The sequence below is a fragment of the Arthrobacter sp. PAMC25564 genome (assembly GCF_004798705.1).
In the GTDB taxonomy this organism is placed as follows: Bacteria; Actinomycetota; Actinomycetes; order Actinomycetales; family Micrococcaceae; genus Arthrobacter.
Map to the genome: position 1 here is coordinate 1,965,684 of NZ_CP039290.1, position 13,541 is coordinate 1,979,224.

15 protein-coding genes are annotated in these 13,541 nt (G+C 68.5%); 11 read left to right on the forward strand and 4 right to left on the reverse strand.

The features are described 5' to 3' along the window. Positions 1 to 18: 18 nt before the first annotated feature. From E5206_RS08955 to E5206_RS08975, 5 genes are all read left to right on the forward strand, one after another. Positions 19 to 825 carry an ABC transporter ATP-binding protein gene (locus E5206_RS08955; protein ID WP_240690065.1) on the forward strand — a complete coding sequence of 269 codons (807 nt, stop codon included), beginning with the start codon at positions 19 to 21 and terminating at the stop codon, positions 823 to 825. Further along, entirely contained in the window at positions 807 to 2,378 is a 1,572-nt protein-coding gene (locus E5206_RS08960; protein ID WP_136322180.1) for a transporter, read from the forward strand. Before E5206_RS08955 ends, E5206_RS08960 begins: the two co-directional genes overlap by 19 nt. Before the next feature lie 160 nt (positions 2,379 to 2,538). Next, positions 2,539 to 3,321, forward strand: a complete 783-nt coding sequence (gene nagB / locus E5206_RS08965) for a glucosamine-6-phosphate deaminase (protein ID WP_136322181.1) — start codon at positions 2,539 to 2,541, stop codon at positions 3,319 to 3,321. A gap of 50 nt (positions 3,322 to 3,371) precedes the next feature. Further along, a complete protein-coding gene (locus E5206_RS08970) occupies positions 3,372 to 3,698 on the forward strand; it encodes a DUF3039 domain-containing protein (RefSeq protein WP_136322182.1) in 327 nt (108 codons plus the stop codon). A 230-nt stretch (positions 3,699 to 3,928) separates the two neighbouring features. Beyond that, positions 3,929 to 5,713, forward strand: a complete 1,785-nt coding sequence (locus E5206_RS08975) for a DEAD/DEAH box helicase (protein ID WP_136322183.1) — start codon at positions 3,929 to 3,931, stop codon at positions 5,711 to 5,713. A 52-nt stretch (positions 5,714 to 5,765) separates the two neighbouring features. Here the strand turns inward: E5206_RS08975 and E5206_RS08980 are convergent, their stop codons facing one another. The 3 genes from E5206_RS08980 to E5206_RS08990 all read right to left on the reverse strand — a co-directional run bounded on the left by E5206_RS08980 (position 5,766) and on the right by E5206_RS08990 (position 8,224). Beyond that, positions 5,766 to 6,113 carry a hypothetical protein gene (locus E5206_RS08980; RefSeq protein ID WP_136322184.1) on the reverse strand — a complete coding sequence of 116 codons (348 nt, stop codon included), beginning with the start codon at positions 6,111 to 6,113 and terminating at the stop codon, positions 5,766 to 5,768. 126 nt (positions 6,114 to 6,239) lie between these two features. After that, positions 6,240 to 6,896 (reverse strand): isochorismatase family protein, encoded by a 657-nt coding sequence (locus E5206_RS08985; protein WP_136322185.1) that lies wholly within the window; start codon positions 6,894 to 6,896, stop codon positions 6,240 to 6,242. Next, entirely contained in the window at positions 6,896 to 8,224 is a 1,329-nt protein-coding gene (locus E5206_RS08990) for a nicotinate phosphoribosyltransferase (protein WP_240690067.1), read from the reverse strand. The genes E5206_RS08985 and E5206_RS08990 overlap by 1 nt, the downstream gene beginning before the upstream one ends. 37 nt (positions 8,225 to 8,261) lie before the next feature. On the opposite strand from E5206_RS08990, the gene clpS reads away from it, so the two are divergent. From clpS to rdgB, 6 genes are all read left to right on the forward strand, one after another. Then, positions 8,262 to 8,633 carry an ATP-dependent Clp protease adapter ClpS gene (gene clpS, locus E5206_RS08995; protein ID WP_136322186.1) on the forward strand — a complete coding sequence of 124 codons (372 nt, stop codon included), beginning with the start codon at positions 8,262 to 8,264 and terminating at the stop codon, positions 8,631 to 8,633. Then, a complete protein-coding gene (locus tag E5206_RS09000; RefSeq protein ID WP_136322187.1) occupies positions 8,626 to 9,192 on the forward strand; it encodes a DUF2017 domain-containing protein in 567 nt (188 codons plus the stop codon). The genes clpS and E5206_RS09000 overlap by 8 nt, the downstream gene beginning before the upstream one ends. Before the next feature lie 152 nt (positions 9,193 to 9,344). Next, entirely contained in the window at positions 9,345 to 10,346 is a 1,002-nt protein-coding gene (gene murI, locus E5206_RS09005) for a glutamate racemase (protein ID WP_240690069.1), read from the forward strand. Next, positions 10,343 to 11,140 (forward strand): MBL fold metallo-hydrolase, encoded by a 798-nt coding sequence (locus E5206_RS09010; protein ID WP_136322189.1) that lies wholly within the window; start codon positions 10,343 to 10,345, stop codon positions 11,138 to 11,140. Before murI ends, E5206_RS09010 begins: the two co-directional genes overlap by 4 nt. Before the next feature lie 68 nt (positions 11,141 to 11,208). Beyond that, positions 11,209 to 11,967 carry a ribonuclease PH gene (gene rph, locus E5206_RS09015; protein WP_136322190.1) on the forward strand — a complete coding sequence of 253 codons (759 nt, stop codon included), beginning with the start codon at positions 11,209 to 11,211 and terminating at the stop codon, positions 11,965 to 11,967. After that, positions 11,964 to 12,617, forward strand: a complete 654-nt coding sequence (gene rdgB / locus E5206_RS09020; protein WP_136322191.1) for an RdgB/HAM1 family non-canonical purine NTP pyrophosphatase — start codon at positions 11,964 to 11,966, stop codon at positions 12,615 to 12,617. Before rph ends, rdgB begins: the two co-directional genes overlap by 4 nt. A 105-nt stretch (positions 12,618 to 12,722) precedes the next feature. Here rdgB and E5206_RS09025 read toward each other — a convergent pair whose 3' ends face one another. Further along, the gene (locus E5206_RS09025) at positions 12,723 to 13,490 is read right to left on the reverse strand and encodes a VTT domain-containing protein (protein WP_136322192.1); all 768 of its coding nucleotides are present in this window, start codon (positions 13,488 to 13,490) and stop codon (positions 12,723 to 12,725) included. Positions 13,491 to 13,541: the final 51 nt, after the last annotated feature.

Here is a 13,541-nt window from a genome sequence, read left to right on the forward strand (position 1 = left end):
GGGAGTTAGTCTAACGACATGACTTTCCAGCAACCGGATCCGCCCCTGCCGGAGACCATGCCGGCGCCGCCGATCCCGGCCTTGTCCCTGCGCGGGCTTGCCAAGCGCTTCGGTGCGAAAATCGCCGTCGACGGATTGAGCCTGGACGTCCCGGCCGGGTCCTTCTACGGGATCGTCGGCCCCAACGGGGCGGGCAAGACGACCACCCTGTCGATGGCGACGGGACTGCTGCGCCCCGAGTTCGGCACGGCCCTCGTGCACGGCGTCGACGTCTGGCAGCACCCGCTCGAGGCCAAGAAGCTGATGGGGATCCTGCCCGACGGCGTCCGGCTCTTTGACCGGCTCAGCGGTGAACAGCTCGTGAGCTATGCGGGCCTGCTGCGCGGTATGGACAGGGATGTCGTCGCGTCGCGGGTCGCCGAACTGCTCGCGGCGCTGGACCTCAGCCAGGACGCCGGCACCCTCGTCGTGGACTACTCCGCCGGCATGGCCAAGAAGATCGCCCTCGCCTCGGCGCTGATCCACGCGCCGCGGCTGCTCGTGCTCGACGAACCGTTCGAATCCGTCGATCCGGTCTCCGCGGCGAACATCCGCGAGATCCTGGACCGCTACGTGGCCTCCGGCGGCACCGTCATCGTCTCCAGCCACGTCATGGACCTGGTCCAGCGCATGTGCGACCACGTTGCCGTCGTGGCCGCCGGGCGGCTGCTCGCCGCAGGCAGCGTGGAGGAAGTGCGGGCGGGTGAATCCCTGGAGGAGCGCTTCGTCCAGCTGGTCGGCGGCCGCAGCCACGCGGAAGGGCTGGAATGGTTGCGCACCTTCTGAGGCTCAAACTCACCCTGCTGCGCAACAGCGTCCGGCGCAGCCCCTGGCAGCTCGCAGGACTGGTGATCGGATCACTCTATGCGCTGGGCGTTGCGGGGCTCTGCATGGCCGCACTTCTGTTCCTGCGCGAAGCGGACATAGCCCTCGCGCAGACGGTGGTGGTGCTGGGAGGCGCTGCCGCGCTCGTGGGCTGGGCAGTGGTTCCGGTGGCCGTCTCGGCCGCGGACATGACCCTGGACCCGGCGCGGTTCACCACCTTCGCCGTTCCCCTGCCGCAACTGCTCGCCGGGCTCGCGCTGGGCGGCCTCATCGGCATCCCGGGGATTGCGACTTCGCTCGTGGCGCTGGCCACGGTTGGCACCTGGTCCCGGAGCTTCCCCGCCGCCGCCGGAGCCCTGGCGGGCGCGGTCCTCGGCGTGCTGAGCTGCGTTGTCCTGTCCAAGGTCGTCACCACCGCCACCGCCGGGCTGGCCAGTTCCCGGCGCTTCAAGGACATCAGCGCCGTGGGCCTCCTGATTCCCCTGATGCTGACGGGGCCGATCGTGGCCGGCGTCGCCCAGGGGATCGCCGGCTCGGGCGGTTTCCTGAGGGAACTTGCCAGGACGCTGGCCTGGACACCGGCCGGCGCGGCGTTCTCGCTCGGCGGCGAGCTCGCCATGGGACACTACGGTGCCGCGGCGCTGAAGTTCCTCATTGCCGTCGGTACCCTCGCCGCCCTGACGCTGTGCTGGAGTGTCCTGCTGCAGCGGGCACTCGTCACACCATCCCACGCGGGCGCGTCGAAGAGGCGGACCGGCGGCCTGGGCCTGTTCGGGGTTTTCCCGGCGACGCCGACCGGGGCCATCGCTGCCCGGTGCCTGAGCTACTGGCTGCGTGACCCCCGCTACGCCGGGACGCTCGTCGTCCTCCCGCTGATGCCGGTGATCCTGCTCTTCCAGGCCAGCCAGACCGGGTCCTACGGCATGCTCCCGTCCGTCGGGCCGCTGACTGCCTTCCTGCTGGCCTGGGTCATCTCCTCTGACGTCTCCTACGACAGCACCGCCTTCGCGCTGCACCTGGCCAGCGGCGTGCGCGGCGCCCAGGACCGGCTCGGCCGCCGCCTGGCGTGCCTGGTCTTCGGCCTCCCGGTGGTGCTGGCGTTCAGCATCGGCCCGTTCTTCTTCACCGGCGACTGGGGCGCGCTGCCGGGCATGCTGGGGCTGTCCCTAGGGGTGCTGTTCACCGGGCTGGGGCTGTCCTCGGTGGTCTCGGCCCGCTACACGGTCACCGTCCCGCTGCCCGGCGACAGCCCGTTCAAGAAACCGCCGGGCAACATGGCGCAGACCATGGCGGTGCAGTTCGGGGGCATGGGGGTGCTGCTGCTGCTGGTGGCACCCGAGGCCGGGCTGACGGCGGCGCAGCTGATCACCGGCAGTGCGGTGCCCGGCTGGATCAACCTTTTCCTCGGGCCCGCGCTGGGCCTGGCCTTGTTCGCGGCCGGGGTGCGGCTCGGCGGGAAGTGGATGGACGCGCGCGGACCGGAGCTGCTGGCGCAGCTGGCGGTCAACCGCTGACGTTGTTCCCGGAGGCCGCCGGGCATGGACCCGGCGGGCTGAAGACGGGGCCCGACGGCCCGGGACAGGGCCGCCCGGCTGGGATAGCCTGCCTGTAAGGTACACGGCCCGCACCGCGCAGCAGCGGCACAGGGGCCCTGGCAGCAAAGGCAGAGGGACCATGGAAGTAGTCATCCTGGCGGGCATCAGGCCGCTGGCCACGCTCGCGGCGGACGCGATCGAGGCCCTGCTCCGGCGCAAGCCCGATGCCGTCCTCGGGCTGGCTACAGGCTCCTCACCGTTGCCCGTCTATGACGAACTGGTGCTCCGGCATGAGCAGCGCGGCCTCGACTTCAGCCGGGCGCATGCCTTCACACTCGACGAATACGTGGGCCTCCCGGCCGGCCATCCCCAGTCCTACCGCGAGGTCATCAGGCGCGAGTTTACCGGGCGGGTGAACATCAGCCCGGACAACGTCCACGGGCCAGACGGCGCGGCTGCCGACATTCCCGCGGCCTGCCAGGCCTACGAAGACGCCATCCGTGCGGCCGGGGGAGTGGACCTGCAGCTCCTCGGCATCGGCACGGACGGCCATGTCGGCTTCAACGAGCCCGTTTCCTCGCTCGCGTCCCGGACCCGGATCAAAACGCTGGTCGAGCAGACACGCCGGGACAACGCACGGTTTTTCGGGAGCCTGGCCGAGGTGCCCCACCACGCGGTCACGCAGGGCCTGGGAACCATCCTGGAGGCCCGGCATGTGATCCTCGTGGCCGCCGGCGCCCAAAAGGCGCAGGCCGTCCGGGATCTGGTCGAGGGGCCCGTCGCCGCCATCTGTACGGCCTCCGTGCTGCAGCTGCATCCGCACGCCACGGTCCTGCTGGACGAGGCGGCGGCATCCTCGCTCCGGCTCGCCGACTACTACCGCCACAGCTATGACAACAAGCCATCATGGCAGGGCCTGTAGGAGGCCGCCGTTACCATCGCGTCGCGGTTCCGGCCGTTCCAGCGGCTAAGATGGGTGTCATGAGCAGCATGACCGACCCCCTCGAAAACGACCCGATGCGTGAGCTCTCCGGAGCCGGGACCTCGACTGCCACGATCGAGCGCGAGGAACTGCGCCAGGAAGTGGAGCCGGGCGATCGGGAGCGCTTCTCGCACTATGTGCGCAAGGAAAAGATCATGGAATCGGCGCTGTCCGGCGAGCCTGTCATTGCCCTCTGCGGCAAGGTCTGGACGCCCGGACGCGATCCCAAGAAGTTTCCCGTATGCCCGGAATGCAAGGAAGTCTACGATGGGCTCCGCCCCGGCAACGACGGCGGCAAGGGCTCCGGAGACAAGTAGCAGAACCACCTCGCAGCGGCGCGCCGGCGCTCTGCCGGTCCGCGCCGTCGTGGTCCGTCCGCGGCCTCCGCACGCCGCCAGCAGCCACCGGGACCGGCGCTTTTGCGTGCCCGGGTTCCGGCCCATGCCCGGGTCTGGGCTGTCCGTATCATCCGAAAAAGATTGGTGTTTTTGTGCTTAATTGGGTTACCCCGTCAGCCGCAGCCGTGCGCGGAGTGGAGGGCACCTAAGTGACAGAGACACTCTTCGGCGGACCCACGCTTCCTCCGGCGTATCCTGAGCGGGCGGCCTGGGGCACCGCACCCAAGCTTCGTGCCTGGCAGCAGGAAGCCCTGGACAGCTACTTCAGCACACACCCGAAGGATTTCCTGGCCGTCGCTACGCCGGGCGCCGGGAAGACGACGTTCGCCCTCCGGGTGGCATCCATGCTGATCGATGCCGGCGTCGTGAACCGGGTCACCATCGTGGCTCCCACGGACCACCTGAAACGCCAGTGGGCCGATGCAGCCGCGAAGGTCGGGATTGCCATCGATCCCAACTTCAAGAACGCCGACGGCCAGCACGGCCGTGGCTTCATTGGCGTCGCGGTCACCTATGCGCAGGTCGCCAGCAAGCCGATGCTGCACCGGGCCAAGACCGAGGCCGCCCGCACGCTCGTCATCCTCGACGAAATCCACCACGGCGGCGAGGCCCTGGCCTGGGGCGACGGGCTCCGCGAGGCGTTCGAGCCGGCGGCCCGCCGCCTGTCCCTGACCGGTACGCCGTTCCGCTCCGATACCTCCCCCATCCCGTTTGTGGAATACGCCGAGGACCGCGACGGGATCCGGCGCTCCAAGGCGGACTACACCTACGGCTACGGCAAGGCGTTGCGGGACCACGTGGTCCGGCCGGTCATGTTCATGGCCTACTCCGGGCAGATGCGCTGGCGCACGAGCGGCGGGGAGGAGATGGCCGCGTCGCTCGGCGAATCCGCGGTCACGAAGGACATCACCGCCCACGCCTGGCGGACCGCGCTCAATCCGGCCGGCGAGTGGATCCCGGCCGTGCTGGCCGGGGCGGACAAGCGGCTCAGCGAGGTGCGCCGCAGTGTCCCGGACGCCGGCGGGCTGGTGATCGCCACCGACCACGATGATGCCAGGGCCTATGCCGGGCAGTTGAAGAAAATCACCGGCGAATCACCCACGGTCATCCTCTCCGATGACGCGAAGGCCTCGAGCAAGATTGAAGAATTCACCGCCAGCGACAAGCGTTGGATGGTGGCCGTCCGCATGGTCTCCGAAGGTGTGGACGTCCCGCGGCTTTCCGTCGGGGTGTATGCGACCTCCACCTCCACGCCGCTGTTCTTCGCGCAGGCCGTGGGGCGCTTCGTCCGTGCCCGGAAACGCGGTGAAACGGCGTCGGTCTTCCTGCCCTCGGTTCCCACACTGATGGCGCTGGCGAACTCGATGGAGGCCGAGCGGGACCATGCCCTGGACCGCCCCGACAAGGAAGACGGTGACGGCCTCTTCAACCCGGAAGACTCGCTCATGGACGAGGCAAACCGCGAGGAGAAGGCCTCCGACAGCCTCACCAAAGGCAAGTTCGAGGCCCTGGATTCGCAGGCGTCCTTTGACCGTGTGCTGTTCGACGGCGGCGAGTTCGGCACCGGCGGCGAGGTGGGCTCGGACGACGAACTGGACTTCCTCGGGATCCCCGGCCTGCTCGACGCCGAACAGGTCGGCACGCTGCTGCGGCAGCGCCAGCACGAGCAGCTGAACCGCAAGAACGCGCGCGCCCCGCAGGCTGATAGCCCGCCTGCCGTACCCGCCGTGCCGGACCACCGGATGCTGATGGACCTGCGCACCGAGCTGGCCAAGAACGTGGCGGCCTGGTCCGCCCGCACGGGCACCCCGCACGGGGTCATCCACACCAAGCTCCGGACGGTGTGTGGCGGTCCGGCCGTGGCGCAGGCCAACCAGGAGCAGCTGCAGACGCGCCTGCGGAAGCTCCAGGACTGGTTCATCGGCCGCAAATAAAAGAGGGACCGGGCTGACCCGGTCCCTCTTCCGTCAAACGGCCGGCCGGCCGTTACTGTCCGGCGGCGCAGGCCGTGCTGTAGGTCTGGCCGGCGGCGGAGTAGCCGCCCTTAAGGCTATCGAGTTTCGCGGTGTCCGGGCTGTCCTTCGCCGACTCGTCGAAGAAGTCGATGATGGCCTTCAGTGGGGCCTTCAGGTCATCGGAGGCCACTGCTTCGATGGGCCTGAGCTGATTGGCGAGCCGGGACATGCCGGCCTTGTCCGAGGTGGCCGTCGGCGAGGAGACGACAGTCTTGACCCGGGCACAGGTATCCGCGTTGCTCAACTTCGGGGCCGGCGAGCAGCCGGCGGCGCCGAGGAGAGCCCCGGCAGCGATCAGGACGGTAAGGATCTTCTTCATGGTGTACTCCGGGGTTCTACGGGTCAGACGACATGGCAACGATTTCGAGTCTACTGTGAGGCAAGGGTCTTCCGGCCAAACCTCCCGGCCATGCGTCGCCACCGGCACGCCCCGGGGACTGCGTCCCTAGGCGATGTCGACGCCGCCGAATTCCATCTCGGCGACGGCGTCGTCGAGGTCCTCCGCGATCCCCACGGTCAGTCCGCGGAGCACGGTCACTGAGTAGCCGGCCTGGACCGCATCCAGCGCGGTCGCCTTCACGCAGTGGTCGGTTGCGATGCCGACAACCACCACATCCTCCACGTCATGGCTCTGCAGCCAGTCGTCGAGTCCGATCGCGTCCTCGCCCACGGCATCACTGTCTACGACGGCACCGTCCACGGCATGCCCGCCCAGCGGCATGACGCCCGGTTTGCGGTCCCCGGTGGGGACGGCGTCGTCCGCCGCCAGGATCCCTTCGAACCCCGAGTAGGCCGCGGTGAACTGGCCCTTGTGGAAGTAAGCCTGGATGTACTCCGTATCGAGGTCCGGGTGCAGTTCGGCGCCGCGTGTGCCGGCCACGCAATGCCGCGGCCAGCTGTCCACGAAGTCCGGTTCCTCGGAGAAATGCGCGCCCGGCTCGATGTGCCAGTCCTGGGTGGCCACGATGTGGTCGAACTGGCCATGATGGGCGTCGAGATACTCGCTGATGGCCCCGGCGAGAGCCGCCCCGCCGGAGACGGCCAGCGCCCCTCCTTCGCAGAAATCGTTCTGGACGTCAACAATGATCAGGGCGCGGGACATCAGTTCTCCTCGTAGATGGTGGGGATGGCCGCTTCGCCGCGCTGCAGCCGGTTGACGACGGCGGGAAGTTCCTTCATGGTCTCCGCATGGCGCCGGCGGGCGCGCAGCACGCCCTCGGGGCCCGTCCATCCCGGCAGCAGTTCTCCGTTCTTGATGAACTGCTGCAGCAGCGGACGGTCGTTGCCGTCATCCTCCGGGCGGTGGCCGATCCCGACGATCTCGTGGGTGGCGGTGCCACGGTCATCGAGTTTGCGAAGTGCATATTTGCGGCCACCCTTGCTGGTCTTGTTCTTGGCGGCCTTGGCGACCGGGACGAACCCGCCGGCGTCATCGGTGCGGCTGACGAGCTTGTAGACCATGCTCGCCGTCGGCGCGCCCGATCCGGTGACGAGGGAGGTGCCGACGCCGTAGGAGTCCACCGGGGCGGACTGCAGGGCAGCGATGGCGAATTCATCCAGGTCGGAGGTCACCACGATCTTGGTCTGCTCGTTGCCGAGATCGTCCAGCAGCCGGCGGACCCACTGGGCCTGCGCGATGAGGTCGCCGGAATCCAGCCGGACGGCGCCGAGCCTGGCCCCTGCCAGTTCGACGGCGGCGCGGACGGCAGCCTCGACGTCGTAAGTGTCCACCAGCAGCGCGGTCTCCGGTCCGAACGCGGCAATCTGGGCCTCGAACGCCTCGCGTTCGGAATCGTGCAGCAGGGTGAAGGAATGGGCGGCGGTGCCGACCGTCTTCAGCCCGTAGCGTAACCCGGCCTCAAGGTTGGAGGTGCTGTCGAAGCCGGCGATGACGGCGGCGCGGGCGGCGGCGGACGCGGCCTCTTCATGGGTGCGGCGTGAACCCATCTCGATGCAGGGCCGGCTGCCGGCAGCGGTGATCATGCGGGATGCAGCCGAGGCGATCGCGCTGTCGTGGTTGAGCACGGACAGGATGTAGGTCTCGAGGATGCAGGCCTCGGCGAAGGTGGACTCCACGATCAGGACGGGGGAGTTGGGGAAGTACGCCTCGCCCTCCGGATAGCCCCAGATATCGCCGGAGAAGCTGTAGCCGGCGAGGTATTCCAGCGTCTCGTCGTTGACCACATGGGTGCGGCGCAGGAAGTCCAGCTCGGGCCCACCAAAGCGGAAGTCCGTGATCCCCTCCAGGAGGCGGCCGGTGCCGCCCACGATCCCGTAGCGTCGGCCGTCCGGCAGGCGCCTGGCGAAGGCCTCGAACACCGATTTGCGGTGGGCGGCGCCGGAATGCAACGCCCCCTGCAGCATGGTCAGCTCGTAGTGATCGGTGTACAGGGACGTGCGGGGCCGGTCCCAGCCAGGTGAGGTACTCACAAATTCACTCTAGTGCGCATCCCCATAGAATAGACAGATGAGCCTCAGCGTTGCGCTCGGCCCCGATACCCGGGCCGGCACCCAGACCGGAACAGCGACGTCCACCGACGTCTTGACCGCCCCGGACATCCCGTGGAACCTCGTGATCTGGAACGATCCGGTGAACCTGATGAGCTATGTGAGCTATGTGTTCCGCAGCTATTTCGGCTATTCGGAGGCCAAGGCCAACAAGCTCATGCTGGAGGTCCACAAGAAGGGTCGCTCCATCGTGGCGCACGGCAGCAAGGAACAGGTGGAGCAGCACGCCGTCGCCATGCATGGCTACGGCCTCTGGGCGACCGTGGAAAAGGCCGCCGGCGGCGGGGACGGCAGCACAGGATCTGGCAAGGGCAAAGGGAAACGTGGCTAAGGCATTCAAGTACGGACGCAAGGGCATCACCGGGCATCTGGAACCGGCCGAACGGGAACTGCTGCGCAGCCTCTTCGACGACGTCATCTCCATGCTGGAGCCGGAAGCGCGTGCCAACGAGGATCCCCTGGCCGCGCTCGTCGGGCTCGACACGGAGGCCCGGGAGCCCACGGACCGCGCCCTGCGCCGGCTCCTGCCGAACGTGATGAAGAACGACGACGACGCCTCCCTCGAGTTCCGCCGGCTCACCGAACGCTCGTTGCGCGAGAGCAAGACCGGCGCCCTGAAGGCCGCCGCGCTGGGCCTGGACAAGGACGAGCTGGTGCTGACCCCGGCGGACGCGGGGCACTGGTCTACCGCCCTGAACGATGTCCGGCTGGTGCTTGCTGAACGACTCGACATCCGCGACGAGGCCGACGCCGAGCATGTCCACCGCATGCAGGACTGGTCCCAGGCCGAGGACGTGGAGAGCTACCTCGCCCTGGTCTACAACTTCACCTCCTGGCTGCAGGAGTCCCTGGTCCAGGCCATGCTGCAGTCGCTCGAACCGCGCCGCTGAGCTCCCGGCCGAAGACAGCCCGGGCCCCGGCGGAGCCCGTGTGGACTCCGTCCGGACGCAGGAGGGGCGGCCGGCGTGTGACAAATTAGACATGAGTCGGACACCACAATGTGATGGCCGCACCCATGGCTAAGCCCTATCCTCGAATAATCATGACTTCAGCATCGAGCATGGATCCGGCAGCGGGAGCTGTTGCGGACTCCCCAGCGAGCAGCACCGCAAACAGCCAGATGGGATCGCGGCCCATCGGTGTCTTCGATTCAGGCGTCGGCGGACTCACCGTGGCACGGTCCATCATCGACCAGCTGCCCAACGAATCCATCCTGTATGTGGGCGACACGGCCCACGGCCCGTACGGGCCGTTGCCCATCGCCGAAGTCCGCGCCAACGCGCTGGGGGTGATGGACGAGCTCGTAGATTCCGGTGTGAAGCTGCTGACGATCGCCTGCAACTCCGCCTCCGCCGCCGTGCTGCGCGACGCCCGCGAACGGTACACGGCGCGCTACGGAATCCCGGTGATCGAAGTGATCCAACCGGCTGTCCGGCGTGCCGTCGCGGCCACCCGCAGTGGCCGTGTCGGCGTCATCGGCACCTCGGCCACCGTCGGGTCCCGGGCCTACGAGGACACCTTCGCCGCCGCCCCGGACCTGGAGATCACCTCCGTGGCGTGCCCGGCCTTCGTGTCCTACGTCGAGGCGGGAATCACCACCGGGCCGGAACTGCTCGCCGTGGCCCGCGAATATCTCGCACCGCTCACGGCAGCCGGGGTGGACACCGTGGTACTGGGCTGCACCCATTACCCGCTGCTCACCGGCGTGATCTCGTTCGTCCTGGGCGAGGATGTCACCCTCGTCTCCAGTGCCGAGGAAACGGCCAAGGATGTCTACCGCGCCCTGGCCTCCCGTGGCCTGGAACGGATGGACGCCGCCGCGCCGGAGCATAACTTCATCGCCACCGGGGACGCGGCCCAGTTCGAGCACCTCGCGCGCCGCTTCCTGGGCCCGGAGGTCCTCAGCGTGCGCCACGTGGACCATGTGGCGGCCCAGTACCCCACGGGGAGCCTGGCCCGGATCACGCCGGAAATGATCGCCGCCGCGCAAGCCGGCACGGGGCGCCCGCGGATCTCCAACTTCGTGGGGGGACCTGGCCTGTGAAGCTGACCATTGTTGGCTGTTCCGGTTCCTTCCCCGGACCGGGCTCGCCGGCGTCGTGCTATCTGCTGACCGCGAACGACGGCGAGCGGAACTGGAAGATCGTCCTGGACCTGGGCAGCGGTGCACTGGGCGCCATCCAGCGGTACACGGACCTGGAAGACATTGATGCCATCTTCCTGAGCCACCTGCATCCGGATCACTGCATGGACCTGTGCGGACTCCACGTCGCGGTGCGCTGGAAGCCGGGCGGCTGGGGCCGGGGCCGGATTCCGGTGTGGGGACCGGCCGCGACGGCCGACCGGATGGCCACCGCCTACGGGCTGGAGCTTGACCCGGGCATGCACGAAGAGTTCGACTTCAGCAACTGGGCCGAACGCGAGCCCGTGACCCTTGGCCCGTTCACCGTGACGCCGTATGCGGTGAACCACCCGGTGGAAGAGGCCTACGCGCTCCGCGTGGAGGTCACGGAGCCGGCCGGTGACGGCACGCCCGTGACGCGCGTCCTGAGCTATTCGGGGGACACGGACTCCTGCAGCGGCCTTGAGGATGCCGCCCGGGACGCCGATCTATTCCTCTGCGAAGCGGCCTTCGAGGAAGGCCGCGACGACGGGATCAAGGACGTCCACCTGACCGGAAAGCGGGCCGGGGAGGCCGCCGTGGCCGCGGGCGCCCGGCGGCTCCTGCTGACCCACATTCCGGTGTGGACCTCCCCGACGACTGTCATGGCCGAGGCCAAGGACGTCTTCGGCCGGGACGTCGCCGTGGCAGTGGCCGGCGTGCACTACACGATCTGAGGCGCCGTCCCGGGCCGGGCCCGGGGATGCGTGGCCGCGGCGCCGCGCCGAGTCGATAAGCTGATGGCATGACTTCCGAAGCCCTTACTGCACCCGTCATCCGCGCCGATGGCCGCACCCCGGACCAGCTCCGGCCGATCAGCATCACCCGCGGCTGGTCCAACCAGGCCGAAGGTTCGGCCCTGATCGAGTTTGGCAACACCAGGGTGTTGTGCACGGCGTCCCTGACCGAGGGCGTGCCGCGCTGGCTCAAGGGCGAGGGCCGCGGCTGGGTGACGGCCGAATACGCCATGCTGCCCCGCGCCACCAACACCCGTTCCGACCGCGAGTCCGTGAAGGGCAAGATCGGCGGGCGCACCCACGAGATTTCCCGGCTGATCGGCCGTTCGCTGCGGTCCATCATCGATACCAAAGCCCTGGGCGAGATCACCATCGTCCTGGACTGCGATGTCCTGCAGGCCGACGGCGGAACCCGCACCGCCGCCATCACGGGCGCCTACGTGGCGTTGGCCGAGGCCATCCGCTTCGCCCGCGAGAACAAGATGCTCGCCCGCAACGCCCAGCCCCTGATCGACACGATCGCCGCCGTCTCCGTCGGCATCATCGACGGCATTCCGATGCTGGACCTGCCGTACGTCGAGGACGTCCGGGCCGAAACCGACATGAACGTCGTCGTGACCGGATCCGGTAAATTCGTCGAGGTCCAGGGGACCGCCGAGGGTGCGCCATTTGACCGCGACGAGCTGAACAAGCTGCTGGACCTGGCACTGCTGGGCACCGAGCAGCTCGCCGCCATCCAGCGTGAAACCCTCGCGGAAGCCCCGTGACAGGAACCCCCGCGCCCGCGCCGGTCTTGGTTCTCGCCACGCACAACAAGGGCAAGCTCCGGGAACTCCGCGAACTCCTCCGCGGGCAGGTCCCCGGGCTCGACGTCGACACCCAGGTGGTGGACGCCGGCGCCGTCGGCGCCCCCGACGTCGCGGAGACCGGGGTGACGTTCGCCGAGAACTCGCTCCTGAAAGCGCGGGCCGTCGCTGCGGCGACGGGGCTCGTGGCGATCGCCGACGACTCCGGGCTCTCCGTCGACGTGCTCGGCGGGGCACCTGGGATCTTTTCGGCCCGCTGGGCGGGCCGGCACGGGGACGACGCCGCGAACCTGCAGCTGTTGCTGGCCCAGCTGGCCGACGTGCCGGACGGGTACCGGGGTGCCGCGTTCGTCTGCGCCGCGGCGCTGGCCGTGCCCGGATCGGCGGCCGGGGAAGGGCGGGAAGTCGTGGAGTACGGGCAGCTTGAAGGCACGCTGCTGCGCGAACCGCGCGGTGAGGGCGGATTCGGCTACGACCCGGTGCTCCAGCCGAACGGCCTGGACCGCAGCTGTGCCGAGCTGAGCCCCGGGGAGAAGAACGCCATCAGCCACCGCGGCCACGCCTTCCGGGCGCTGCTGCCCGCCATCGTGGAGGCACTGGCGGGGAAGTAGGCGCCGGCGAGCGGTGCGCGTGGACACCGGTGTGACTAAACACCAGCGTGCTTAAGCCGGGAAGGCGCCCCCACAGGTGGGGGCGCCTTCCCGGCTTAAGCTGCGTTACGGGGTCTTGCGCTCTGCTTCGGGCTCGTGTTCTTCGATGAACTCCTCGACGACATCCGTGCTGTACTTCGCGGCCTGGCGCCGGGCGATGAAACCACGGATGACTTCGATCGCGATCGGAATGACGGACACCAGCACAATGGCGATGAAGATGATGTCCAGGTTGTCGCGGACCCACGGCACCGTGTCGCCGAGCAGGTAGCCCAGCAGCGTGACGCCGCCGCCCCAGAGCACGGCGCCGATGACGTTGAACAGGAAGAACTTGCGCTTGCTCATCTGCGCCACGCCCACGATCACCGGGACGAAGGTGCGGATGATGGGGACGAAGCGGGCCAGGATCAGGGCCTTGCCGCCGTGTTTTTCAAAGAAGGCGTGGGCGCTTTCGACGTTTTCGCGTTTGAACAGCTTCGAGTCCGGCTTGTTGAAGAGGGCCGGACCGGCCTTGGACCCGATCAGGTAGCCGGCCTGGTTTCCGAGGACCGCCGAGACGATGATGAGCGCCACAAAGGCCCAGATGTTGAACTTGATCGTGCCGGTGGCAACCAGCAGGCCGGCCGTGAACAGCATGGAGTCGCCCGGCAGGAAGAAACCGACCAGCAGCCCTGTTTCGGCGAAGATGATGCCGCAGACCAGGAGAACAACCCACGGCGCGAAGGCCGGATTGGCCAGGAACACCTGGGGGTTGAGCCAGTCGGGCAGGAGCGAGGACAGGTGCGGCTGTACCGGGCCTGCGCCTCCGATCGCGGACACGGCAAAGTCACTCATCGCTAAAAGGTTCACCCGTTAAGGGTACTTGACGGCCGCCGTCGGACATTG